Source organism: Vibrio ponticus, from assembly GCF_009938225.1.
Classification (GTDB): domain Bacteria; phylum Pseudomonadota; class Gammaproteobacteria; order Enterobacterales; family Vibrionaceae; genus Vibrio; species Vibrio ponticus.
Map to the genome: position 1 here is coordinate 1,817,376 of NZ_AP019657.1, position 24,159 is coordinate 1,841,534.

Annotated in this window: 23 protein-coding genes; 5 read left to right on the plus strand and 18 right to left on the minus strand. The window is 45.7% G+C overall.

What is annotated here, in order from left to right; all coding sequences use genetic code 11:
- Positions 1 to 29: 29 nt before the first annotated feature.
- Entirely contained in the window at positions 30 to 1,184 is a 1,155-nt protein-coding gene (locus GZN30_RS07870; protein ID WP_075648729.1) for a patatin-like phospholipase family protein, read from the minus strand.
- Positions 1,185 to 1,196: 12 nt separating this feature from the next.
- Positions 1,197 to 1,289, minus strand: coding sequence for a cytochrome bd-I oxidase subunit CydH (gene cydH / locus GZN30_RS07875; RefSeq protein WP_139312220.1), 93 nt, complete (start codon positions 1,287 to 1,289; stop codon positions 1,197 to 1,199).
- Between the two features lie 699 nt (positions 1,290 to 1,988).
- Between cydH and GZN30_RS07880 the strand changes: the two genes are divergently transcribed.
- Positions 1,989 to 3,464, plus strand: a complete 1,476-nt coding sequence (locus tag GZN30_RS07880) for a sodium-dependent transporter (RefSeq protein ID WP_075648730.1) — start codon at positions 1,989 to 1,991, stop codon at positions 3,462 to 3,464.
- A complete protein-coding gene (locus GZN30_RS07885) occupies positions 3,461 to 3,556 on the plus strand; it encodes a MetS family NSS transporter small subunit (protein WP_123783893.1) in 96 nt (31 codons plus the stop codon). The genes GZN30_RS07880 and GZN30_RS07885 overlap by 4 nt, the downstream gene beginning before the upstream one ends.
- 74 nt (positions 3,557 to 3,630) lie before the next feature.
- On the opposite strand, the gene GZN30_RS07890 is transcribed toward GZN30_RS07885, so the two are convergent.
- From GZN30_RS07890 to yceD, 15 genes are all read right to left on the minus strand, one after another.
- Entirely contained in the window at positions 3,631 to 4,053 is a 423-nt protein-coding gene (locus GZN30_RS07890; RefSeq protein ID WP_075648731.1) for a hypothetical protein, read from the minus strand.
- A gap of 262 nt (positions 4,054 to 4,315) precedes the next feature.
- Positions 4,316 to 5,746 carry a PTS glucose transporter subunit IIBC gene (gene ptsG, locus GZN30_RS07895; protein WP_075648732.1) on the minus strand — a complete coding sequence of 477 codons (1,431 nt, stop codon included), beginning with the start codon at positions 5,744 to 5,746 and terminating at the stop codon, positions 4,316 to 4,318.
- A gap of 443 nt (positions 5,747 to 6,189) precedes the next feature.
- A complete protein-coding gene (locus GZN30_RS07900; protein ID WP_075648733.1) occupies positions 6,190 to 6,957 on the minus strand; it encodes a TatD family hydrolase in 768 nt (255 codons plus the stop codon).
- On the minus strand, positions 6,948 to 7,910 hold the full coding sequence (gene holB / locus GZN30_RS07905) for a DNA polymerase III subunit delta' (protein WP_075648734.1): 963 nt from the start codon (positions 7,908 to 7,910) through the stop codon (positions 6,948 to 6,950). Before holB ends, GZN30_RS07900 begins: the two co-directional genes overlap by 10 nt.
- Positions 7,910 to 8,542 carry a dTMP kinase gene (gene tmk, locus GZN30_RS07910; protein WP_075648735.1) on the minus strand — a complete coding sequence of 211 codons (633 nt, stop codon included), beginning with the start codon at positions 8,540 to 8,542 and terminating at the stop codon, positions 7,910 to 7,912. The genes holB and tmk overlap by 1 nt, the downstream gene beginning before the upstream one ends.
- Before the next feature lie 4 nt (positions 8,543 to 8,546).
- A complete protein-coding gene (gene mltG / locus GZN30_RS07915; protein ID WP_075648736.1) occupies positions 8,547 to 9,563 on the minus strand; it encodes an endolytic transglycosylase MltG in 1,017 nt (338 codons plus the stop codon).
- Positions 9,560 to 10,363: an aminodeoxychorismate lyase gene (pabC, locus tag GZN30_RS07920; protein WP_075648737.1), complete on the minus strand. Its 804-nt coding sequence runs from the start codon at positions 10,361 to 10,363 to the stop codon at positions 9,560 to 9,562. The genes mltG and pabC overlap by 4 nt, the downstream gene beginning before the upstream one ends.
- Positions 10,364 to 10,485: 122 nt before the next feature.
- Entirely contained in the window at positions 10,486 to 11,727 is a 1,242-nt protein-coding gene (gene fabF, locus GZN30_RS07925; protein ID WP_075648738.1) for a beta-ketoacyl-ACP synthase II, read from the minus strand.
- 93 nt (positions 11,728 to 11,820) lie between these two features.
- Positions 11,821 to 12,054: an acyl carrier protein gene (gene acpP / locus GZN30_RS07930; RefSeq protein ID WP_004406112.1), complete on the minus strand. Its 234-nt coding sequence runs from the start codon at positions 12,052 to 12,054 to the stop codon at positions 11,821 to 11,823.
- 236 nt (positions 12,055 to 12,290) lie between these two features.
- The gene (gene fabG / locus GZN30_RS07935) at positions 12,291 to 13,025 is read right to left on the minus strand and encodes a 3-oxoacyl-ACP reductase FabG (RefSeq protein ID WP_075648780.1); all 735 of its coding nucleotides are present in this window, start codon (positions 13,023 to 13,025) and stop codon (positions 12,291 to 12,293) included.
- Positions 13,026 to 13,059: 34 nt separating this feature from the next.
- Positions 13,060 to 13,983, minus strand: a complete 924-nt coding sequence (fabD, locus tag GZN30_RS07940) for an ACP S-malonyltransferase (RefSeq protein ID WP_075648739.1) — start codon at positions 13,981 to 13,983, stop codon at positions 13,060 to 13,062.
- Positions 13,984 to 14,053: 70 nt separating this feature from the next.
- A complete protein-coding gene (locus GZN30_RS07945) occupies positions 14,054 to 15,004 on the minus strand; it encodes a beta-ketoacyl-ACP synthase III (protein ID WP_075648740.1) in 951 nt (316 codons plus the stop codon).
- A 5-nt stretch (positions 15,005 to 15,009) separates the two neighbouring features.
- Entirely contained in the window at positions 15,010 to 16,035 is a 1,026-nt protein-coding gene (plsX, locus tag GZN30_RS07950; protein WP_075648741.1) for a phosphate acyltransferase PlsX, read from the minus strand.
- Between the two features lie 9 nt (positions 16,036 to 16,044).
- Positions 16,045 to 16,215, minus strand: coding sequence for a 50S ribosomal protein L32 (gene rpmF, locus GZN30_RS07955; RefSeq protein WP_004414666.1), 171 nt, complete (start codon positions 16,213 to 16,215; stop codon positions 16,045 to 16,047).
- 31 nt (positions 16,216 to 16,246) lie between these two features.
- Complete coding sequence (gene yceD, locus GZN30_RS07960; protein ID WP_075648742.1) at positions 16,247 to 16,771, minus strand: 23S rRNA accumulation protein YceD; 525 nt, start codon at positions 16,769 to 16,771, stop codon at positions 16,247 to 16,249.
- Between the two features lie 148 nt (positions 16,772 to 16,919).
- On the opposite strand from yceD, the gene GZN30_RS07965 reads away from it, so the two are divergent.
- Positions 16,920 to 17,501 (plus strand): Maf family protein, encoded by a 582-nt coding sequence (locus GZN30_RS07965; RefSeq protein ID WP_075648743.1) that lies wholly within the window; start codon positions 16,920 to 16,922, stop codon positions 17,499 to 17,501.
- Positions 17,502 to 17,668: 167 nt separating this feature from the next.
- Here the strand turns inward: GZN30_RS07965 and rluC are convergent, their stop codons facing one another.
- Positions 17,669 to 18,616 (minus strand): 23S rRNA pseudouridine(955/2504/2580) synthase RluC, encoded by a 948-nt coding sequence (rluC, locus tag GZN30_RS07970; protein WP_075648744.1) that lies wholly within the window; start codon positions 18,614 to 18,616, stop codon positions 17,669 to 17,671.
- A 554-nt stretch (positions 18,617 to 19,170) separates the two neighbouring features.
- Here rluC and rne point away from each other — a divergent pair.
- Both rne and GZN30_RS07980 read left to right on the plus strand, forming a co-directional pair.
- Entirely contained in the window at positions 19,171 to 22,278 is a 3,108-nt protein-coding gene (gene rne, locus GZN30_RS07975) for a ribonuclease E (protein ID WP_075648745.1), read from the plus strand.
- Between the two features lie 294 nt (positions 22,279 to 22,572).
- Positions 22,573 to 24,132, plus strand: a complete 1,560-nt coding sequence (locus GZN30_RS07980) for a SulP family inorganic anion transporter (RefSeq protein WP_075648746.1) — start codon at positions 22,573 to 22,575, stop codon at positions 24,130 to 24,132.
- Positions 24,133 to 24,159: the final 27 nt, after the last annotated feature.

The following is a 24,159-nucleotide window of genomic DNA, read 5'->3' on the forward strand; positions in this document are numbered from 1 at the left end:
ATCACAACAATTGAGCTTAGAACTCGTCGCTATTTACAATGAAATGAGAGAGGTTGAGAGGTGAGATTGCATTGATCAAACGTTTCTACACAACGTAGACCGGCGTCTAAACCTAACTGGTAATCGTGCAATAATTCTTCACGGCTACTCATCAATGAGCTGGATAATAGTGGCTGAGAAGGAGCAATCTGCACTATATAGCAATCGTCGGGAGGAGAGATGAGAAAATCCCGTGTCAATGAATACGTTTGGTAATGCACCATCAACATATCCATCAAGCTGGAATCAAAGTTATCGCCCAAAAGATGGCTTAAACGATAAATATCATCGGCACCAAACAGCCATCGCCCGCCATTTAGCGAAGCAATAAAGTGCTCTTTTTTTACTTGCTTAGAACGTTGTACTCGTTCACTAAAAAATGAATTCCAATCGTGCTTCCACTGCCCCAGTTTATGCTGCCAATGCTCTTGAACTAGATTGAGCGAGTCGCGATACCACTCCACTTCACTTTCTTGACTGACAAGTTGTTCGGGTACAGGGGTATCATCTTCTTCAGTACGAATCACTACTATGCAGCGTGAACCCTGCCGCCATGCCTCTTGCACTGGAATCGAAGCGGAGACACCACCATCGATGTAATTGCCGTGGCTAAATGCCACTTCATGTTCATATAGACGGGGAATCGCACAGGTTGCGATCAAGACTTTTTTCCATTCCTCGCCAAGCATTGGCAAATAACGGTCGATCAGACGCGAGGAATCTGTCACTGCAGCAAATGCTTGGCGTGAACCTAGCACGCGGCGTCCCATATCCACATCTAATCGATATGGGTAGTCACAAATCTTATCTAGTGCCCAATCAAGCCCAAGGTATTGCTTGCGGCGAATATAGCTAAATAAGTGAAAAAACTCGGCTGAAGTAGTCAAATCAAGTATGAAAGAGCGCCCTATGCCTTTTTGACGACAAAGGAATGCAGAGAGATTTAGCGCCCCAGCGGAGGTGCCATAAAAACGATGGAAAGGGTCAAAATCAGAGAGAAGGAAGGCATCCAAAACACCAGCGGTGAAGATACCCCGTTGCCCGCCTCCTTGGGCGACCAGAGCGTTAACCCCACTGGTGTACTTAGAGAGTCGATCTATGTCGACCGAACTAGCAGTGTTAGTGATGACACCGCTGTTACTCATTACTGTAACCGCCTAAGCCGTTGCGACAGCAATGACACCAAAGCCGATTAGTACTGCAAAAATCGTTGCGGTAATAATCAAAGCATACTTTAGATTTAGTTCCATAAGCACCTCCATATACGCTTAACAAAAAAATAACACTCGAACAGAAACCATTCAATTTATGCGCTTTTTTTGTATCCAAATATGACGCCAGTATCACATTTAGATTAGCTCAAATGAAAGGATATGCGTATGTTTTGCTCGCTAAAAGTGAGAAGTGAGAAGTGAGAAGTGAGAAGTGAGAAGTGAGAAGTGAGAAGTGAGAAGTGAGAAGTGAGAATGATAGACAATAGCGCACATGACAATAAAAACGATCGATTTGCTCAATATATAGTCATAACGCCTACAGATTAAAAAAGTTTATTATCTCGATAAACAAGCAAACATTAGCGCATTACCCAGGCTTTTGGCGCACAAACTTCGCACATCAAACCGTAAAACTCGAAAAACAACACATTACCCACCCAACAAAAACATATTGATAACATTTATAATCTATTGCCATAACCGAATATTCTCGCTATTGTGACTGCGCGCGTAGCTGATAATTTCAGTTTTCGCAAACACACATCGTAAATACAAGAACAATATTCTGAGTTTTCTTCAGGCTCACAACATTTTAATTTAATTTTTTGCCAATTCACGGATGAAGGCGCAAGAAAAAATGTGAGATATCCAGCACATTATCTTACCCATCCAGAATTAGGCGAGATAGCCTAAGAAAAGCTTCATACCTCAGGGAGTTGTATACAGGAGTCAACTATGAAGCGAGAACAATGGGGATCCCGCGCTGGATTTATTCTAGCGGCTGTCGGATCTGCTATCGGGTTGGGTAACATTTGGCGTTTCCCATATATGGCCTACGAGAACGGCGGTGGCGCCTTCTTCATTCCTTATCTATTTGCCATGCTCACTGCAGGTATTCCATTTATGATTTTGGAATTCAGTATGGGGCAAAAATACCGCGGCAGCGCACCAAAAACACTAGCTAAGATTCACTCAAAATTTGAGTGGCTAGGCTGGTTCCAAGTTGGCGTAGCGGCAGTCATTGCGGTTTACTATGTAGCCGTGATCGGCTGGGCAATTTCATACTTTGGCATGTCATTTACCCAAAGTTGGGGCAGCGACACCAATGCTTTCTTCTTCAGTGAGTACCTACAGTTAGGCGGTGACAACTCACCAACGGCGCTAGGTAGTATTCAATGGAAAATCGCTATTGCGATGCTGATTGCATGGGCTATCACTTATGCTGCTATCGTCGGTGGCGTAAAAGCCGGTATTGAACGCGCTTCGAAGATCATGATGCCAATACTATTTATAATGGTACTGTTACTCATTGGACGTATGATTTTCCTTCCAGGCGCTCTAGATGGCGTGAACTATATGTTCGAGCCTGACTTTAGCAAGATCTGGGATGTGAAAGTTTGGGCTGCAGCATATGGTCAAATTTTCTTCACACTCAGTATTGGCTTTGCCATCATGCTGGCTTATTCAAGCTACTTACCTGAAAAGTCAGACATTACGAACAACGCCTTTATGACAGTATTGATCAACTGTGGCTTCTCAATTCTTGCCGGGATCATGATTTTCTCAGTACTGGGGTATATGGCGCAAGAACAAGGTAAACCACTCACCGAAGTTGTATCAGCGGGTGTTGGTCTTGCGTTTGTTACCTTGCCGGCAGCAATTAACCTATTGCCTGCTCCTTACGTGCTGGGTCCGCTGTTTTTCTTTGCACTTGTTGTGGCAGGTCTAAGCTCACATATCTCAATCATGGAAGCAGTAACATCCGCTATCATCGACAAGCTAAAGTGGAGCCGCAGAAAAGCGGCGAATATCGTAGTGGGTACTGGCGTTATCGTCTCAATGGCATTTGCGACCAATGGCGGTCTATTGCTTCTCGATCTTGTTGACCACTTTGCTAACAACGTAGGTATCATGGTTGGTGCATTGGTTGAAGTGGTACTGATGGCTTGGCTATTAAATAAAGTACCAAGCGTACGTGAATACGTTAATGCCAAATCAGACTTTACGATTGGTCAATGGTTTGATGTATGTATTCGCTTTGTCACACCGGTAATGTTAGCCGTCATTCTAGCGACAAAACTACAAACGCTGTTTACCGAAGGCTATGGTGGCTATGACTTAACACTCGGTTGGGTGGTAATTGGCGCCCTATTCGTTTTCGGTTTCATTATCAACAGCACATCAAGCAAGCCACAGGAGGTAAAATCATGACAACGGGTGCAATTATTATGATGGTGATTGGACTAGGGATCACCTGGGGCGGCGCGGCAATCTGCATCAAGCGCGCAATGAACAAACAGTAAAATGTCCTGTTAGACAAATGCCAGCAAATCGCTGGCATTTTTATTACTGCTTTTTAGCGCCAACATGTATAAAACTAAAAGTGATACTTTGCGCCTGCCGCAGCACCAATGCCTAGTTCCCAGCCTTTGTGCATATCCAGTTCTGGTTGTACTTGACCATAGATCTGCCAGCCTTGACTCACTTGGTAGTTAACGCCTAAAGGTACGCGTACACCAAAGCCGTCATCCCACTCGCCCCAACCGCCTAATCCAACATACCATTCGATTGGCTCTTCAGTGTTGAACTGACCAGTTTTAGCGATGTAATCAAAAGCTGCACCTTGATTACCAATAATAAAGCGATACTGCTCATTAAGTTCAACCACCACACTCAATTGCTGGTCCACAGCAAGCCCCACTGCGAGATCGGTTGGCTTGTCATTATTACTCGCATGCGCCGCAAAAGCTGCCGCAAGTAACACACTGCCAATGGCGAGCTTGTTCGCTACTGTTTTCATTTCCCCTCCGGTGAACAAACATTTCTTTGCTATCTATTTTGTTGGTTTAAAAACCGTGTAGGTCAGAGCAAAGTAAAGTGAGGGCTAAGATAGCGACAGGAGATAAAAAAATTTGAAATAGTGATATGCAATTAACATGACGCAAGACGCGAAAGGCCTACACGCAGACAATACAAGCACATAATACACGGAGGCAAAATGTGAAAAAGGAGGCCGAAGCCTCCTTTGTATACCTATAGGGGAAGGTATAATTTTTTATGTATTAGTGGTTACGAATCCACTCATCCATATCAGTTTTTAGGTTGTCAGACTTAGTTCCGAAGATAGCCTGAACACCACCAGCTACGACTACAACACCTGCAGCGCCTAGCTTCTTAAGTTGGTCTTGGTCAACCGCTGCTGTATCAGCAACTGCTACACGTAGACGAGTGATACATGCGTCTAGACCAGTGATGTTTTCTTTACCACCGAATGCTGCCACTAGGTCACCAGCCATGTCTGAGCCAGAAGTAGCTACTGCTGCGTCATCAGACTCGTCTTCACGACCAGGAGTCTTAAGATCAAGAGCTGTGATAACAGTGCGGAATACTACGTAGTAGATCACTGCGTACACTAGACCAACCGCTACCATTAGACCCATCTTCTGAGAGTGACCAGATAGAACTAGGAAGTCGATTAGACCGTGTGAGAATGAAGTACCGTGTACAAAACCTAGAGTGTTAGCAACAACGTATGCAGAACCAGCTAGTAGAGCGTGGATACCGTATAGGATTGGAGCAACGAATAGGAATGAGAATTCGATTGGCTCAGTAATACCTGTTAGGAATGAAGTCAGAGCTGCTGACGCCATGATACCCATTACTTTAGCGCGGTTTTCTGGTTTAGCACAGTGAGCAATAGCGATTGCTGCAGCTGGTAGACCAAACATCTTGAACATGTAACCACCAGCTAGCTGACCGAAACCGTTGCCCGCTGCGCGAGAAGCTTCGTCTGCTACAAGGTAACAAGTTAGTACGCCGTTTTGAGTTTCGCCTGCTGCGTTCACACAAGTACCAGCTTCGAAGAAGAATGGTACGTTCCACACGTGGTGTAGACCGAATGGGATTAGAGAACGCTCAACTACGCCGTAGATACCGAACGCTAGTTGTGGGTTTTGGTGTGCAGCCCAGTCAGAGAATGCAGAGATTGCACCGCCGATTGGTGGCCATACGATAGATAGAACAACACCTAGGATGATTGCAGCAAAACCAGTGATGATTGGCACTGCACGCTTACCAGCGAAGAAGCCTAGGTATTCTGGAAGTTGGATCTTGAAGAAACGGTTGAATGCCCAAGCAGCAACACCACCCACAAGGATACCACCTAGTACACCTGTGTCGATCTTCTCAACGCCCATGATGCCAGCCATAACGCTTAGCGTAGCAACCATGATGCCGTAACCAACGATTGCAGCTAGACCTGCTACACCGTCGTTATTTGTAAAACCAAGCGCAACACCCACAGCAAATAGCAGAGCCATTTGACCGAATACTGAGCCGCCCGCTTGTTCCATTAGGTTAGAAACGATTTCTGGGATGAAGCTAAGGTGAGCTGCACCTACACCTAGTAGGATACCTGCTACCGGTAGCACCGATACTGGAAGCATCAGAGCTTTACCGACTTTCTGCAGGTTTGCAAAAAGGTTCTTAAACATGTTTATGCTCCTGAAAGATATTAGAGTTATCTGGGCTCTAACGGCACACCCCCGTAGCCTAAATGTTAGCACCCATTGAAAATGTAACCACTTGTAACGTTATATTTTCTGCCTCTAAATATATCTTGAGCCCACTCGCATTTGCTAGTGCGCGAGACACTTTAATTGCAAACTAATAGATAGATCACACGCAAAAACTCTATTTTATAAAGAAAAAGACATAATAAGGCATTGATATATATAGAAATAAACTATAGAAGCATTAATTTTAGCCATCGAATAAAATAAGCGTCAATGTTATTTTTTGTCACAAAATTACAAGTGCTTATTTGATAAACAGATAAGTTAACAACAATGCTTAACGAGTAACATAAAATCGTTTACATCATGTTTTGAACAAAAAAAAAGAGACTTTTGCCTCTTTTTTACACTTGAATGCTTTTTTATCTCAAAAAAAGATTTTTGAAGTTTTCGCTGGTTTTTTGCCCAACCTCTGACAGTGCTGCACCTTTGAGCTGCGCAATATATGCCGCAACCTCAACCACGTATGCTGGTTGGTTTTGTTTACCGCGATGAGGCACTGGCGCTAGGTAAGGAGAATCCGTTTCAACCAACAAACGCTCCAGTGGTAATGCCTTTACCACTTCTTTCAGTTCAGTTGCCTGTCTAAAGGTGACAATACCGGAAATGGAAATATAAAAGCCAAGTTCCATTGCCGCTTGCGCAAAAGCGAGATCTTCAGTAAAGCAGTGAATCACGCCGCCACACTTCTCTGCTCCACCATTACGTAGAATATCAAGCGTATCTTGACGTGCATTACGAGTATGAATGATCAAAGGCTTGTTCAACTCTACCGCTAGAGCAACTTGCTGTTCAAAGCGCTGTTGTTGCAGCGGCTTGGTCTCCGGCTGGTAGTGGTAATCTAAGCCAGTTTCACCGATCGCAACCACTTTTGGGTGCAGGGCGTATTGGCGCATTAAATCAAAACTAAAATCGCTTTCTACATCTAACGGATGGACACCACATGACGCGTATACGTTATCAAATGGCTCAATCATTTCGATCATATTCGGAAACGCATCAAGAGTGACGCCGACCGACAATAGTTCATTTACGTTAGCTGCTTTTGCTTTAGCAACCACGTCTGCGATCCCTTGATGAAGATCTTGATAGTCCAACTTATCAAGATGGCAGTGAGAATCTACAAACATGCTTCCCCATTAAATTTAAATAACCAGTCTAAAATCAATAGCTCACGGTTAAGACCCGTGTGCTGTGTCAGTTGCTCAATCAACGCTTGCAACGCCTGCGTCTGTTGGTAAAGCAAGTTATACGTAATACGTTCAGCCATTACTTTTGCACCAGGCACCGCCTGTGGAAGCGACAATCCAAAGTGCACTTTCTGCGTATCGGTAAGTAAATACCAAAGCCAAAGCAATGAGGTTTCGATATCGCCACTCAGTTCTTTCGCTAATTTTATCGCATCACCACGCTGTGCAACGACATCGAGTAACTGCTGCTCTATTGCGAGGTAACGTTTGTGTCCGTCACCATCAATAAACTTAAGCGTATTTAGCGGCGAATTACCATTTATATGTGCTGCAAAACTCGGCACCGCTTGTTGTGTTTGTGTTGCGAGCCAGCCTGCCAATTGTTCAGCTTCAGGCGCTGTAATGTGCCACTGCTGACAACGGCTAGTAATGGTCGGCAACAGTTGACTAGCCGAGCCACTCACCAGCAAAAACAGACAGCTTGGCGATGGCGATTCCAAAGTTTTCAGCAATGCGTTCGCCGCCGATTCGTTCATCGCATCCGCTGGCTGAATCACAATCACGCGATACCCCGCCAATTGAGAAGACTCTTGAGCGATTCGGTTACATTGACGAATTTGATCGACAGTAATCGCCTTGCCCTCTTTTTCTGGCTTAATCCAGTGAAAATCAGGGTGACTACTCGACTCCATCAATTGACAACTGTGGCAAAATCCACAAGGTTCTGACGCAAAGTTACTGCACATCACTGCGCGGCTAAATTGCGTAATGAGCTGCTCTTCACCAAAACCTGGCTTAGCGATCAACAAGGCAGCATTGGGAAAGCGATCCGCTTCTAAATGCGCCTGCCATTGTTGCCATAAAGGTGTTAGCCAAGGGTAAAGCTGAGCCATTACAGTGTTTCCAACCATTGTTGCAGCGCCGCTTGGATATCGGCAGCAACCTTATCCATCTCCTGCTCTGCGTTGATCACCACGATACGCTCGTCACTATTAGCAATCTCAAGGTAACGTGCACGAGTACGGTCGAAGAAACTCATGTCCATTTTCTCAATGCGGTCGAGCTCACCGCGTCCACGCGCACGTTCAAGACCCACTCGTGGGTCAAGGTCAAGATAAAGGGTAAAGTCAGGCTTAAACTCCCCTAGCGTTGTCTCACGTAGTGCTTGCATGGTTTGGCGTGGGATTTGTCGACCACCACCTTGGTAGGCTTGTGAAGACATGTCGTGACGGTCGCCCACCACCCACGTACCACTCGCTAGCGCAGGTTTAATCACGTTTTCAACCAACTGGACACGTGAAGCGTACATAAGTAGCAGTTCTGTCATATCTTGCAGAACTTCGCCTTCATGCTCTTGTTTGACTAGCTCACGCAATTTTTCTGCAAGTGCAGTACCGCCCGGCTCACGAGTATGCTTGATAGACTCAATTCCTGAGCGCTTTAGTACTTCTAACACTGCGTTGATGGCAGTACTTTTACCCGCGCCTTCAAGACCTTCTACTACGATAAATTTAGCTTGTTTCATAAAATTATTTGTTACTTCTTAAATGACGTAAATAAGCACGAACCGCACGGTTATGATCGGCTAAGTTCTTTGAAAATACGTGACCGCCTTTGCCGCTGGCGACAAAATAGTAGTAATCACTGTCTTCTGGGTTCAGTGCTGCTTTGATCGATGCTTCGCCTGCCATTGCAATTGGGGTTGGCGGCAGACCAAAAATCACATAAGTGTTGTATGGTGTTGGCGTACGCAAATCTTTCTTGCGAATATTGCCATCATACTTATCACCCATACCGTAGATAACGGTTGGGTCAGTTTGCAGGCGCATACGCTTATTCAAACGATTCACAAACACCGATGCCACGCGTTCGCGTTCAGATTCTACCGCCGTCTCTTTCTCAATAATGGAGGCGAGAATCAAAGCATCATAAGGGGTCTTAAGCGGCAGTTTATCTTGACGATTCTGCCAAGCTTCATCCAATACCGATTGCAGCTTATCCGCAGAACGTTGGAGAATATCTAAATCAGACGTCCCATAGGTGTAGTTAAACGTCTCAGCAAGGAATAAGCCTTCCAACTTTGTCTGCTCAATACCAAGCGCTTTAGCAATGTCAGCCTCACTCATCTCGCTGGTTTTATGCTCAAGATAAGGGGCATTTTCTAAAATAGTGCGCCACTCGCTGAAACGAGACCCTTCAACAAAAGTAATCGAGAACTGATGCTCTTTGCCTGTTTTAAATAACTCTAGCGCCTCGGTTAAATTCATTTCCGGCGTAATTAGGTAAGTACCTGCTCGCAGCTGAGTCAGTTCAGGGTGGAAATGACGAATCACTTTCACCACCTCACTAGTGGTGATCAGTTTCTGCTCACTAAGTTGAGCCAAAACGCGCTGAAAGCTGGTACCCGGTTTGACAGTAAAAATTTGTTCTTGAGTCAACTGCAAAGGCTGAGTAACAAACTGCTCAACTTGCTTAGTCAAATAGAAAAAAGCGCCGGCAGCTAACGCAGCTACCAAAAGCAACAACAAAGTGATCTTCTTAATCACGGGGACAACATCTCCTGAATACTTCTTGTCTGCTCTCCAATCTGGAAAGACTGACCTTCAATCCCCTTAATTGGGGCTACACCTAAAATCGAATTAGTGATAAAAACTTCATCCGCATCCAGTAAGTCCGTCAACGCAAACTCACCAACATGCAGATTAATATTTTGCTGCTGCGCAATGTCCAAGACTCTTCGTCTTGCGACACCGGCAACACCTGACATAGTCAAGTCTGGGGTATACAGTTCTTGCCCTTTCCACCAAAACAGATTCGCCATACTGGTTTCAACGATATGTTCCGATAAATTGAGCACCACACCATCACTCAGTTGGCGTTGGTCAAGCTCCGCTTTCACCAGCACTTGCTCCAAGCGGTTATTGTGTTTGTGCCCAGCGAGCAAAGGATTCAACCCTAAACGCGTCTGACATACCCCAAGCTCAATCCCTTCTTGTTGCCACTGATAATAGTGAGCAGGAAAAGCAAAGTCGCTAATAGTAACATTAGGAGCACTCACTTGAGTAGCGCTATAGCCTCTCCCCCCTTCCCCGCGACTAATATGAAGTTTAAGCCCTGCGAGTGAGTCGTGATTTGCCGCTTGTTTAAGCCACAATTCGACTAATTGCCAATCGGGATGAGGTATCGCCAACGTATCTAAACAAGCTTGCATACGCTGTAAATGATAAGACCAACATTCGACTGCACCATCTCGAGTGAGCATAGTAGTGAAACAACCATCACCATATTGAAAAGAGCGATCGAGTAGAGAGATAGAATCGGTCGGTTGTCCGTTGAGCCAATACACAATTTTTCCCTAAGTAGCTTGCCAAATAGAATGCGTTTTACTGACTTGTCCCAATTGGCAAAAAAAAGGCCTGATAACAAAGTATCAGGCCGTTTTATCACAGATTCGGATCAGTTTCTTGCTTAAATCTTCTTAAATACAAGAGAACCGTTAGTGCCACCGAAACCAAAAGAGTTACAGATAGCGTATTCCATATCAACTTTTTGCGCCACATGTGGAACAAGGTCGATATCTAGGCCTTCTTCTGGGTTATCTAGGTTGATCGTTGGTGGAACGATTTGGTCAACAAGAGACAGAACAGTAATGATCGCTTCAACAGAACCCGCAGCACCTAGTAGGTGACCAGTCATCGACTTAGTTGAAGATACTTTAACCTGTTTAGCACCCTCTTCACCAAGAGCACGTTTAACGCCTTTGATTTCCGCTACATCGCCTGCTGGAGTCGAAGTACCGTGAGCGTTTACGTAACCAACTTGAGTACCTGTGATACCCGCGTCACGCATTGCCGCTTCCATCGCTAGCGCACCACCTGAACCGTCTTCACTTGGTGAAGTCATGTGGTAAGCGTCACCAGACATACCAAAGCCAACTAGCTCTGCGTAAATCTTAGCGCCACGCGCTTTCGCGTGTTCGTACTCTTCAAGTACCATCATGCCAGCACCGTCACCTAGAACGAAACCGTCACGATCTTTATCCCACGGACGAGAAGCCTTTTGTGGCTCATCGTTGCGAGTAGACAGTGCTTTAGCCGCACCAAAACCCGCCATACCTAGTGGCGTAGAAGCTTTCTCAGAGCCACCCGCTACCATTGCATCAGCATCACCGTAAGCGATCATACGCGCAGCATGACCGATATTGTGTAGACCTGTTGTACACGCTGTTGAGATAGCGATGTTAGGACCACGAAGACCACGCATGATAGATAGGTTACCTGCAACCATGTTTACGATGGTTGATGGTACGAAGAATGGGCTAACTTTACGTGGACCTTTGCTCACTAGAGCAGTGTGACCAGTTTCGATTAGGTCTAGACCGCCGATGCCAGAACCGATAGCGACGCCGATGCGCGCTGCGTTTTCTTCGTTAACTTGTAAGCCTGAATCGTCTAGAGCTTGGATACCAGCTGCGATGCCGTACTGGATAAATAGATCCATTTTACGAGCATCTTTCTTAGACATGTACTCTTCGCAGTTGAAATCTTTAACAAGACCTGCAAAGCGAGTAGAGAAATTAGTAGCATCAAAGTGTTCGATATTAACGATACCACTTTGACCTTCTAGCAGGGCCTTCCATGATGATTCTACAGTGTTGCCTACCGGTGACAACATACCCATGCCAGTGACAACAACACGACGCTTGGACACGATTTTATTCTCCGGAAATGAAATGATTCTATGAGAGATATAGAAGAGTTAGAAAAAAACTCAGGCGGCCAGAAGGCCGCCTGGGGGGAGAGATTACTGAGCGCTGTTCACGTAGTCGATTGCAGCTTGAACAGTAGTGATCTTCTCAGCTTCTTCGTCTGGAATCTCAGTGTCGAATTCTTCTTCTAGAGCCATTACTAGTTCAACAGTGTCTAGAGAATCAGCACCTAGATCGTCAACAAATGAAGCTTCGTTTTTAACTTCTGCTTCGTCTACACCTAGCTGTTCAACAATGATTTTCTTTACGCGTTCTTCGATGTTGCTCATTTTTTCTTTTCCTTTACAGATTTCGCTCAATGCGATGATTCCGTAGTTTATTAGAACTATTGAAAGTTGCAAGAGGGACCTTGCTGGTCAAACCACAATTTTAGCGATTTTAACCGAAATTCAATACATTTTTGACTTATATCATGCACAAATCTTGTGCAAGCTAATAGCAAGTTTTACAGATTTATCGCAAGAAGCAAGCAAGTTCCTCGCGCATCCATCTAGAAACAGTGCTATTAAACCATATACATGCCGCCGTTAACATGCAAAGTTTCACCTGTGATGTATGCCGCTTCTGGCGATGCTAAAAATGCAACAGCCGATGCAATCTCACGAGGATCACCTAGACGACCTGCAGGCACGTTCGCTAACGTTGCTGCACGTTGGTCATCATTTAGCGCCTTAGTCATATCAGTTTCAATAAAACCAGGAGCTACTGTGTTAACAGTTACGCCACGTGAAGCCACTTCACGTGCCATAGATTTAGTAAAGCCAATCACACCCGCTTTTGCTGCAGCGTAGTTAGTTTGGCCAGCGTTACCCATAGTACCCACTACTGAACCTACGTTGATGATGCGACCAGCGCGTTTTTTCATCATGCCACGTAGAACCGCTTTAGACATACGGAAGATTGGCGTTAGGTTAGTATCGATAATGTCATTCCACTCATCATCTTTCATGCGCATCAGTAGGTTATCACGCGTGATACCAGCGTTGTTCACTAGAATATCGATCACACCAAACTCATCATTGATGGTTTTTAGTGTCGCTTCAATAGACTCAACGTCAGTTACGTTTAGTGCAAGACCTTTACCGTTCTCACCAAGGTACTCGCTGATTGCAGCTGCGCCACTTTCAGACGTTGCAGTACCGATTACTGTTGCGCCACGCTCAACCAAAAGTTCAGCGATTGCACGACCAATACCACGACTCGCACCAGTTACTAGGGCAATCTTGCCTTCTAGATTCATCATTGTTTGCGTTCCTTATGCTTACGTCAGCTGATTATTTTGCCGCTTCTAGAGAAGCCACATCGTTTACAGCCGCTGCATCTAGCGTTTTAACGATACGTTTAGTTAAACCGGTCAGTACTTTACCTGGGCCGACTTCTAGTAATTTTTCTACGCCTTGCTCGCTCATTAGCTGTACGCTCTCAGTCCAACGAACTGGGCTGTATAGCTGACGAACGAGTGCATGTTTGATCTTAGCCGGATCAGTTTCTGCTGCTACGTCAACGTTATTGATAACTGGTAGCTGAGGCGTGTTAAATTCGATCTCTTCTAGTGCAACCGCAAGCTTGTCTGCTGCTGGTTTCATTAGTGCACAGTGAGACGGAACAGAAACAGGAAGTGGTAGTGCACGTTTAGCGCCCGCTTCTTTACATAGTGCACCAGCGCGCTCTACTGCTTCTTTGCTACCTGCAATAACAACTTGACCAGGAGAGTTGAAGTTTACTGGTGAAACAACATCACCTTGAGCCGCTTCTTCACAAGCTTTCGCAATTGACTCATCATCTAAACCGATGATTGCGTACATTGCGCCCGTACCCGCAGGTACTGCTTCTTGCATTAGTTGACCACGTAGCTCAACCAATTTGATCGCTTGTTTAAAATCGATAACACCCGCACATACTAGCGCTGAGTATTCACCTAGGCTGTGACCCGCTAGGTTTACAGGCTGCTCAAGACCAAGCTCTTGCCATACACGCCAGATAGCAACAGAAGACGCTAGTAGAGCTGGTTGAGTACGGTGAGTTTGGTTTAGATCTTCTGCTGGACCATTTTGAACCAGCGCCCATAGGTCGTAACCTAGAGCATCAGAAGCCTCGGCAAAAGTTTGTTTAACTACGTCATATTGTTCGCCAAGCTCAGCAAGCATACCTACTGCTTGAGAACCTTGACCTGGAAATACGATAGCAAACTTGCTCATGTTGTTTTCCTTAAAACAAAGAGAAGAAAGAAAGATGCACCTAAGTGCATCTTAAATTGGAATCCTGTACTTAGAACTTAACCAGTGCTGAGCCCCAAGTGAAACCGCCACCAAACGCTTCTAGTAGAAGAGTTTGACCACGTTTAATACGACCATCACGCACTGCTTCATCCAATGCCGTAGGCACGGTCGCCGCAGAAGTGTTGCCGTGTTTATCAAGGGTTAACACCACTTGATCAAGCGACATAGAAAGCTTCTTCGCTGTCGCAGAAATAATGCGATAGTTCGCTTGGTGTGGCACCAACCAATCTAGCTCAGACTTGTGCATGTTATTTGCTTCAAGCGTGTCTTTCACTAGTTTAGAAAGCTGAGTCACTGCCACTTTAAACACTTCGTTGCCTGCCATATGCAGCCACTTGTCCGCGTCTTTGCCACGCTCAGGAACAGGAAGGCTTAGCAGATCACCAAAGGCACCATCCGCATAGATATGCGTAGAGATGATACCTGGTTCTTCACTTGCACCTAGCACAACTGCACCCGCTGCATCACCAAACAAGATAATGGTTGAACGGTCAGTTGGATCACAAGTTTTTGACAGAGCATCAGCACCAATCACGAGTACATTTTTACACATACCGGTTTTAATGTGCTGATCAGCCACTGACAGCGCGTAAACAAAACCTGAACACGCTGCTGCTAAATCAAATGCAGGGCAGCCTTTAATGTCCAGCTTCGCTTGAACCTGGCATGCCGCTGAAGGGAAAGTGTGGCTACTACTCGTTGTCGCAACGATGATCAAATCGATATCGTTCTTATCAATGCCCGCCATATCAATCGCGTTCACAGCAGCATGATAACCCATGTCGGCAACGGTCTCGTTTTCAGCAGCGATGCGGCGCTCTTTAATGCCCGTACGTGCAACGATCCACTCGTCGGTTGTATCTACCATTTTCTCTAAGTCTGCGTTAGTACGCACTTGAGATGGCAAGTAGCTGCCAGTACCTAAAATTTTGCTAAACATGAAGACTAATAATGCCTCTCGAGTAAAACCGCTTCCAAACGATCGCTTATACGGCTTGGTACCTGTCGTTTGACCTCGTGTAGGGCTTCGCCGATGGCATTCACGACCGCCTCTACATCTGCACTTCCGTGGCTTTTTATTACAATGCCGCGCAATCCTAGCAAACTTGCACCGTTATACTGGTCGGGGTTCAATGTTTTTAGTTCATTAATTAACCCAGAAAACAATTTTCTTGCTATCCAACCCTTTATAGATGAGGCCATCATGTAGTTTTTCAACTTATCTATAAAAAGCTGGGCAGTGCCTTCACTGGTCTTGAGGCAGATATTGCCAACAAAGCCATCACACACCACCACGTCGGCATAATCATTAAACAACTGATTACCTTCGATATAGCCAATGAAATTCACCGACTCAGTCTGTGATAACATTTCTGCACAGCGTTTGACAAGATCATTGCCTTTAATTTCTTCCGCTCCAATATTTAAGATAGCCACTTTTGGTGGTCGACCTAAATACTGCTCGGCTAACGCGCTTCCCATCACGGCAAACTGGAATAACGAGTCTGCATCACTCGATACATTCGCGCCCAAATCTAACATCCAAGTACGATTGCCAGAAATGGTTGGCAATGCTGAAATCAGTGCTGGACGTTCAATACCCGGTAACAGTTTAAGACGAAAACGTGACAATGCCATTAACGCGCCAGTATTACCTGCGCTAACACAAGCATCGGCTTGACCGACAGAAACGAGATCAATCGCTTTGCCCATCGAGCTGTTTTGTCCGTTACGAAGTGCGAGGGATGGTTTTTCCGAATTGGAGATCACCCGGTCACAGTGTTTAATACTCAAGCGAGCATCTGGCTGATAACCAAGAGAGGATAATTGAGTTGTGATCGAAGTCCGATCACCTAATAAGATCACTTTTAGCTCTGGGAAATGCGACAGTGCCTGCACGGCGGCAGGCACTGTTACGCGAGGACCGAAATCCCCGCCCATTGCATCAAGTGCAACGGTAATACTTTGCAAAGGTCAACCTTACTTGTTGATAACCTTCTTGCCGCGGTAGTAACCTTCGGCAGTCACGTTGTGACGTAGGTGAGTTTCACCTGAAGTTGCGTCTACAGATAGTGCAGCTGTAGTTAGCGCATCGTGTGAACGACGCATGCCACGCATTGAACGTGATTTCTTGCTCTTTTGTACGGCCATTGACCCTACTCCTATGTAAGTTCCTAAAGAATTACTTCTTTAAGCTTTTCAAAACATCGAATGGATTCGGTTTATCTTCCACAACTTCTTCCGGAAGTTCGCCAAACACCATGTTATCTGAATCAACGCTACAGTCCGCATCATCATGCATCGCTACTTGGGGTAAGTTTAGAATGAACTCGTCCTCAACTAACTGTATTAGGTCGATTTCACCGTACTCGTTCAGATCTACCAAATCGTACTCTTCCGGTGCGTCCTCTTCACTTTTCTCGTTATAGTAAGGAGTATAAGTGAATTGAACTTCGCACTCATGTGCGAAAACCTCATTACAGCGTTGACACTCTAAATCAACTTCGATGTTAGCTTTACCAGAGATAACAACGAGTCGCTGCTCATCTAACCCAAATGACAATGACACTTGAGCGTCGCGTTGAACGCCTTCGACCGATTCCATCAAGCGTTTAAAAAGACTGACCTGAATAATACCTTCATAGTCCAATCGTTTCTGAGCCGCTCGAGCCGGATCAACCGTTCGCGGTATTTTTACCTTTTGCATAGGGCGCGAATTCTATCTTCCAAATCGTTTAGAGTCAAAGAAAAAGGGCAAAAAGTTGTACTTTTTTTCCTTTCTATTACCAAGGCTAGGCTAACAGTCATAACTTCGATTAAGCTGTTTTCCAAGCAAGCCACAATTGTAAATTAAAATGACAAATTACCAACTAGTTTTAGCCTCCACTTCGCCATTTAGACAGCAACTGCTCAATAAACTAGCAGTCTCTTTTATCACCGCAACGCCAAATTGTGATGAAACACCGCTGGTTAACGAGCAACCAAGCGAGCTAGTGCTACGCCTTGCCGAAGGTAAAGCCCAATCATGCCACACTGAGCAAGATAGCCTAGTTATAGGCAGTGACCAAGTGTGTGTTATCGATGGTGAAATTATTGGGAAACCCCACACTCGAGACAAAGCGATCGAGCAATTAACTCGCCAAAGTGGCAAAAGCATCACTTTTTATACCGGTTTAGCTTTGTACAACTCTAAGACAAAGAGTGTCACCTCCAAGCTGGATACGTTCACGGTCCATTTTCGCCAACTAAGCCAACAACAAATCGAAAACTATGTCGACAAAGAAGAGCCTTTTTACTGCGCAGGCAGCTTCAAGAGTGAAGGCTTAGGCATTGCCCTATTCGAGCGCTTAGAAGGTAAAGACCCCAACACGCTAGTCGGGCTACCACTAATTGATTTGATTGATATGCTTGAGGCGGAAGGTTTTAGGGTTTTGTAAAAAAGAAAGGTCGCTTGATGCGACCTTTCTTTTTGGATGCGGTAAAACGGAACGCTTCACTACGGAACACTTCGTTACGGGTAAGAGACTATCAATTCCGTTGTCCGTGAGTCAGCATTATTGCTGACGTTCCGTAAGTCAGCGCAAATGCGCTGAGCGTTCGCTAATCAAGCAAGCTTTCTCAGCCCAACCAACACTTTCTCGAGCTTATCGCCCATTGGCGCATTGATTTCCATCTGCTCTTCAGTGCCTGGGTGAACAAACTTGATGTTTGCTGCGTGCAAGAACAAGCGATTTAGACCCACTTTACCAGTGTAGGCATCAAAACGGCGATCACCATAACGATCATCCCATGCAATTGGGTGGCCGGTATATTGTGTATGCACACGAATTTGGTGTGTACGACCGGTAATTGGGCTCGCTTGGATTAGAGTTGCATCTGCAAACTTTTCTAACACTCTAAAGCGAGTTTCCGACGGCTTGCCATTTGGGTTAACACGCACAATGCTGTTGACTTCATTTTTAAGCAGCGGCGCATTGACCACTTTACAGCTTGGCTTCCACTCGCCCATTACTAGTGCAAAGTAGTATTTCTGTACGGTCTTTTCACGGAACTGCGCTTGAAGATGACGTAACGCCGAGCGCTTTTTCGCTACCAACAAGATACCAGAGGTGTCGCGGTCAATACGGTGCACCAACTCTAAGAAACGAGCTTGTGGACGCAGCGCACGCAGTGCTTCAATCGCACCAAATTTTAGACCACTGCCACCATGTACTGCGGTGCCTGAAGGCTTGTTCAGAATCAACATATGTTCATCTTCATAGATAATCATATGTTCAAGTTCTGCCACCTTATTCAGTTTGGTACTCGGTGCGACTTCCTCGGCTTTTTCTTCCACAGTCACTGGCGGGATTCGCACAAGATCGCCCGCTTGCAGTTTGTATTCAGCTTTGACACGTTTTTTGTTTACACGAACCTCTCCTTTGCGAAGGATACGGTAAACCATGCTTTTAGGGATACTTTTTAGATGATTGCGTAGAAAATTATCAATACGCTGTCCTGCCATGTCAGAATCAATATCGACAAACTGGACTTGGGTTCTTATTTCACTCATGCGGCTATTCTATCACTCAACGCTGCGCAAAATCACATTTTCTTGGCAACAAACCGTCAGTTTACTTGTTTTCAATCGAACTACGAACTGTTTTTCCATCACCCATTTATAAAACCGATGTTATCCCAACCAAAAGCACTAAAATACAGCCAGTTAGGAAAAATAAAACCCGATTCTTTAGCGATTTATTATAAAGCAGATTGCTGTGTTAGGTGGGTACTGCTATAGTTCACACCTGCAATGCTTGATTTGGTTGACTTTTGTACTATCCGAAACAGCAAAGCGATAAAAAGAGTAGATTGCTGATAAATAGAAAGTGCAGCACACGGCGTAAGACCTTTCGAACATTAGCTTACTTGTTGCTCTACTCGTCACCTTTCATGTTGAGTAAATTCCGCCGATATCGCGGCTCACAAGCAAAGTTTTGTGAGAACTGGAGTGCCCCAGAGCATCCCTCCAGCCGGGAGGCTGCACCGTTCAAACCATGGGATCTGGCACCGTGAAAAGAGAAAGCTAAGCAACAAGCACATAAAAAATGACAACGAGATTTTTAAATGAAAAGAATGCTAATCAACGCAACTCAAAAAGAAGAGTTGCGCGTTGCTTTAGTGGATGGTCAACGCCTATTCGATCTTGATATCGAAAGCCCTGGTCATGAATCCAAAAAAGCAAACATCTACAAAGGACGTATCACTCGAATCGAACCTAGTCTTGAAGCTGCTTTCGTAGACTACGGCGCAGAAAGACATGGTTTCCTCCCTCTTAAAGAAATTGCTCGCGAATACTTCCCTGAAGGTTACACCTACCAAGGCCGTCCAAGCATTAAAGAAGTGCTTACCGAAGGTCAAGAAGTAATCGTACAGGTAGAGAAAGAAGAACGTGGCAGCAAAGGCGCTGCACTTACTACGTTTATCTCTCTAGCGGGTAGTTACCTTGTATTAATGCCAAATAACCCTCGTGCTGGCGGTATCTCTCGCCGTATCGAAGGTGATGAGCGCACGCAACTAAAAGCGGCACTAAGCACTCTAGAACTGCCTCAAGGCATGGGTCTTATTGTTCGTACAGCTGGCGTTGGCAAGAGTGCAGAAGAGTTAGAGTGGGACTTAAATGTTCTTCTAAACCACTGGGGCGCGATTAAACAAGCGTCTGATTCGAACCCAGCTCCTTTCCTAATTCACCAAGAAAGTAACGTTATCGTTCGCGCGATCCGCGATTACTTGCGTCGTGACATCGGTGAAATCCTAATCGACAGCAACACTATGTTCGAGCGTGCGCTTGACCATATTCGTCTAGTTCGTCCAGATTTCGTAAGCCGTGTTAAGAAATACGATGGTGAAGTGCCGCTATTTAGCCACTACCAAATTGAAAGCCAGATCGAATCTGCGTTCCAACGCGAAGTTCGTCTGCCTTCTGGTGGTTCTATCGTAATCGACCCAACTGAAGCACTAACTTCAATCGATATCAACTCTGCTCGCGCAACGAAAGGCGGCGATATCGAAGAGACAGCGCTGAACACCAACCTAGAAGCAGCCGATGAAATTGCTCGTCAGCTACGTCTACGTGACCTTGGTGGTCTAGTGGTTATCGACTTTATCGATATGACGCCAGTTCGCCACCAACGTGAAGTTGAAAACCGTCTACGTGACGCAGTTCGTATGGACCGTGCACGCGTACAGATCGGTCGTATTTCTCGCTTTGGTCTACTTGAGATGTCTCGTCAACGTCTAAGCCCTTCTCTAGCAGAAGCAAGCCACCATATCTGTCCTCGCTGTACAGGTACTGGCGTTATCCGTGACAACGAATCTCTAGCACTGTCTGTTCTTCGTCTGATTGAAGAAGAAGCACTAAAAGACAACACGTCACAAGTTTTGGCGGTTGTACCTGTGCCAATCGCTTCTTACCTACTGAACGAAAAACGTCGCTCTGTAAACCATATCGAGCGTAACCAAGAAGTGAAAATCACGGTTGTTCCTAACTCTGATATGGAAACACCGCACTTTGAAGTGATTCGTGTTCGTGAAGGCGAAGAAGTTGATCTACTTTCTTACCTACTTCCTAAAAAGCTTGAAGCGATGAAGGAAGCGGAAGGTAAAGAAACGCCAGATACAGAATACAAACCGAAGAAGATTGAAGAACCTGCACTTAAGGGCTTCGCTGCTCCTGCACAATCTGCTCCGACACCTGCGCCAGTGGCTAAAGCTCCAGCAGCAAAAGCACCGGTAAAAGCTGAAGAAGCAAAAGATGAGCAACCAGGTCTATTCGGTCGTTTCTTTAAAGCTCTAGGTAACTTCATTTTTGGTTCTGATAAAACAGAAGAGCCGAAGAAAGAAGAAACCACTGAGAAAGAAAAACCAAATCGCAATAACCGCAATCGTCGCAACAACCGCAACGATCGTGGTGACCAGCGTCGTCGCAACAACCGTGATGGTAACCGTGATGGTAACCGTGACGGCAATCGCGACTCTAACCGTGACAGCAACCGCGACAACCGTGAAGACAAACGCGATAACAAGCGTAAGCCAGCACGCGATGAAGCGAACACTGAGCAGAAACAAACTGAACGCAAACAGCAAAATCGTAAGCCTAAGCAAGAACGCCGTAACAAGCGTGAAGATGCCAAGCCAAGCAAAGTTGCTGAAGAAGGTCTAAAACTTGCAGCTGAAGCGCAAGTAGATAAGCCAGAAGCTCGCGTTGAAGAGAAAGCTGCGAAAGTAAAAGAGCGTCGCCAACGCCGTAAGCTAAACAAGCAAGTACGCGTTAAAGACCAACAAGCCGCGGCTGAACAAGTGGAAGAAACGCCAGTTGAGCAAGTGGTTGACACGGCTACTTTCGAAGCAACTCAAGCGCCAGTGAAAACTGAGCCAGTTGTTGAAGCAAACGACAACGACAATGAAGCACAAGAAGGCAAACAACGTCGTAACCGTCGTTCTCCACGTCACCTACGTGCAAGTGGTCAGCGCCGCCGTCGTGGTCGTGATCGTCGCCCTAACCCATTCCGCCTACGTAAAGGTGGTGTAGCCTCCCCTGAGATGGCGATGGGTAAAGTGATGCCACGTTACGATCTTGCGAAACCAGCACCACGCTCTCAACAACATAAAGAGCAGCCTGTTGTAGCCGCTGAAGTGGCAACAACTGAAGTAGCGGCAGTTGCGAACGTAGCGACACTAGGTGGCTTCGCGTGTCCTGAAATGGCAATGGGTAAAGTCATTATCCGTCGTGAGCAGCCTGTTGTGGAAGCGCCAGTTGAAGCTGTTGTTGAAACCGTCGTTGAGCCAATCGTTGCTGAAGTTGTTGAAACAGCACCAGTGGTTGAAGCGCCAGTTGTCGAAACAGTAGCAGAAGTAGCTCCAGCAGCAGAAGAAGTTGTGACTACTGAAGCAGTCGTTGAGCCAGTGGCAGAAACTGTCGCGCCGCAAGCAGTGGTTGAAGAAGTTGTTGAAACTCCAGCAGTCGCTGAAGCAGCAGCAAAAGCGCCGCTAGCACAAACAGTGAAAGCTCACGCAAGTGCGCCAATGGCAAAAGCGCCAGGTACACAAGAGCTTAAAGAAATCACTATCAATGCAGCGCCTTTGCGCACTGAACGTTACCAGCCAAAAGGCGCAGGTAGCCAAGTAGCCAAAGCACAAGCAGGTGCGGGAATGACGAAACCAGCAGGTTTCTAATCTCACAGCCCACTCTGAAAGGCTGCTAGCAATAGCAGCCTTTTCTTTTACTTAAAAATTCTCTTTATCGATAACAAATATTTAGCATTTTTATCGGTTTACATCTGGTTTATTCTTGAACTTAATCACAGTTTTCGGTAGCATGCGCCGACTCGAACTGAATTATGATTTAGTCACTCTGCTCTTTTATATTCCATCTTTGCTTCAGTGACTTATCAAGAATAGATTCACCTCATAGCCAAGTAGCATCGAAATACTTAGCTATAAATTAACACTTAGCCTAACTGAGCAAATATGTTTGAATTTCCACAATTTTCAAAACACTCTGTAAAAAACGACGTGTTGTCAGGCTTAACGGTTGCACTCGCTTTAGTTCCTGAAGCAGTAGCCTTTGCCTTTGTTGCTGGCGTTGACCCAATGGTTGGTCTTTACGCGGCATTTATCGTAGGTTTAGTTACCTCTATCTTTGGTGGTCGCCCAGGTATGATTTCTGGTGCAACAGGCGCGATGGCTGTTGTAATGGTTAGCCTAGTGGCAACGCACGGTGTGCAATACCTTTTTGCCGCGATCCTACTAGCGGGTATTCTACAAATCACAGCTGGTCTGTTTAAGCTGGGTAAATTTATCCGTATGGTGCCGCATCCAGTAATGATCGGTTTCGTAAACGGCTTGGCGATTGTTATCTTCTTAGCTCAGCTTGGTCAGTTTAAAGCACCCGATCTCAGTGGCGCACTTACCTGGCTACCGGGCGACCAAATGGCGCTTATGCTGGGTCTGGTTGCGCTCACCATGGCAATCATCCACTTCTTGCCAAAACTGACTACTGCTGTACCGTCATCGCTGGTTGCGATCGTGACTGTTACCGCGCTCGTAGTTGGCTTAGATCTTGAAACACGCACCGTGGTCGACTTCCTACGCACTATGTCTGGTGATGAGGCAGCGACGCTGGCTGGCACACTACCAACCTTCTCTATCCCAGAAGTACCGCTAACGCTTGAAACGCTACAAATTATCTTGCCATACGCGATCATTCTGGCAGCGATTGGCTTGATTGAATCACTGCTTACACTGACCGTATTAGATGAGATGACCAATACACGTGGTCAATCGAACCGCGAATGTATGGGTCAAGGTCTTGCGAACATCACCTGTTCGGTATTCGGTGCGATGGGTGGTTGTGCAATGATCGGTCAATCGATGATCAACGTAAACTCGGGTGGTCGTGGTCGTCTGTCAGGTATTGTTGCTGCGGTAATGCTACTGGTATTTATTCTGTTTGCATCATCACTGATTGAAATGATCCCACTAGCAGCGCTTGTTGGCGTAATGTTTATGGTGGTCATCGGTACCTTTGAATGGGCAACCTTCAAGCTTGCGCGTCGCGTACCAAAACAAGACTTCTTTGTTATCGTACTAGTAACGGTAGTGACTGTACTGACTGACCTTGCTGTAGCAGTGGCGGTGGGTGTGATTGCTTCGGCACTGATGTTCGCTTGGGAACACGCAAAACACATTTACGCATCAAGTAAAATCAACGAAGACGGTTCAAAAGAGTACAAAGTTCATGGTCCTATCTTCTTTGGTAGTGCGGCGAACTTCCTTGAACTGTTTGACGCGAAAAATGACCCAAGTGATGTGATTGTCGACTTCGCTAATTCACGCGTCACCGACCACTCTGCAATCGAAGCAATTGAAACGCTAGCTGAACGCTATGCTGCGGTAGGTAAAACGCTGCACTTGCGCCATCTGAGCCAAGATTGTCGTGCCCTGCTACATAAAGCAGGTAGCCTAGTGGAAATCAACGTTAAAGAAGATCCAAGCTACAAAGTCGCAACCGATGTTCTAGCTGGTTAACTAGCAGGCTAACGGCTTCGCTCAAAT

What these genes read in the sequence shown, in the direction of transcription:
- fabG (WP_075648780.1), bottom strand. Translation starts at nt 13,025, where the DNA reads ATGAATCTAGAAGGCAAGATTGCCCTAGTAACTGGTGCGAGTCGTGGT.
- fabD (WP_075648739.1), bottom strand. Translation starts at nt 13,983, where the DNA reads ATGAGCAAGTTTGCTATCGTATTTCCAGGTCAAGGTTCTCAAGCAGTA.
- ptsG (WP_075648732.1), bottom strand. Translation starts at nt 5,746, where the DNA reads ATGTTTAAGAACCTTTTTGCAAACCTGCAGAAAGTCGGTAAAGCTCTG.
- GZN30_RS07980 (WP_075648746.1), top strand. Translation starts at nt 22,573, where the DNA reads ATGTTTGAATTTCCACAATTTTCAAAACACTCTGTAAAAAACGACGTG.
- GZN30_RS07890 (WP_075648731.1), bottom strand. Translation starts at nt 4,053, where the DNA reads ATGAAAACAGTAGCGAACAAGCTCGCCATTGGCAGTGTGTTACTTGCG.
- GZN30_RS07900 (WP_075648733.1), bottom strand. Translation starts at nt 6,957, where the DNA reads ATGTTTGTAGATTCTCACTGCCATCTTGATAAGTTGGACTATCAAGAT.
- yceD (WP_075648742.1), bottom strand. Translation starts at nt 16,771, where the DNA reads ATGCAAAAGGTAAAAATACCGCGAACGGTTGATCCGGCTCGAGCGGCT.
- GZN30_RS07870 (WP_075648729.1), bottom strand. Translation starts at nt 1,184, where the DNA reads ATGAGTAACAGCGGTGTCATCACTAACACTGCTAGTTCGGTCGACATA.
- rluC (WP_075648744.1), bottom strand. Translation starts at nt 18,616, where the DNA reads ATGAGTGAAATAAGAACCCAAGTCCAGTTTGTCGATATTGATTCTGAC.
- cydH (WP_139312220.1), bottom strand. Translation starts at nt 1,289, where the DNA reads ATGGAACTAAATCTAAAGTATGCTTTGATTATTACCGCAACGATTTTT.
- holB (WP_075648734.1), bottom strand. Translation starts at nt 7,910, where the DNA reads ATGGCTCAGCTTTACCCTTGGCTAACACCTTTATGGCAACAATGGCAG.
- GZN30_RS07880 (WP_075648730.1), top strand. Translation starts at nt 1,989, where the DNA reads ATGAAGCGAGAACAATGGGGATCCCGCGCTGGATTTATTCTAGCGGCT.
- rne (WP_075648745.1), top strand. Translation starts at nt 19,171, where the DNA reads ATGAAAAGAATGCTAATCAACGCAACTCAAAAAGAAGAGTTGCGCGTT.
- GZN30_RS07965 (WP_075648743.1), top strand. Translation starts at nt 16,920, where the DNA reads ATGACAAATTACCAACTAGTTTTAGCCTCCACTTCGCCATTTAGACAG.
- GZN30_RS07885 (WP_123783893.1), top strand. Translation starts at nt 3,461, where the DNA reads ATGACAACGGGTGCAATTATTATGATGGTGATTGGACTAGGGATCACC.
- acpP (WP_004406112.1), bottom strand. Translation starts at nt 12,054, where the DNA reads ATGAGCAACATCGAAGAACGCGTAAAGAAAATCATTGTTGAACAGCTA.
- rpmF (WP_004414666.1), bottom strand. Translation starts at nt 16,215, where the DNA reads ATGGCCGTACAAAAGAGCAAGAAATCACGTTCAATGCGTGGCATGCGT.
- GZN30_RS07945 (WP_075648740.1), bottom strand. Translation starts at nt 15,004, where the DNA reads ATGTTTAGCAAAATTTTAGGTACTGGCAGCTACTTGCCATCTCAAGTG.
- tmk (WP_075648735.1), bottom strand. Translation starts at nt 8,542, where the DNA reads ATGAAACAAGCTAAATTTATCGTAGTAGAAGGTCTTGAAGGCGCGGGT.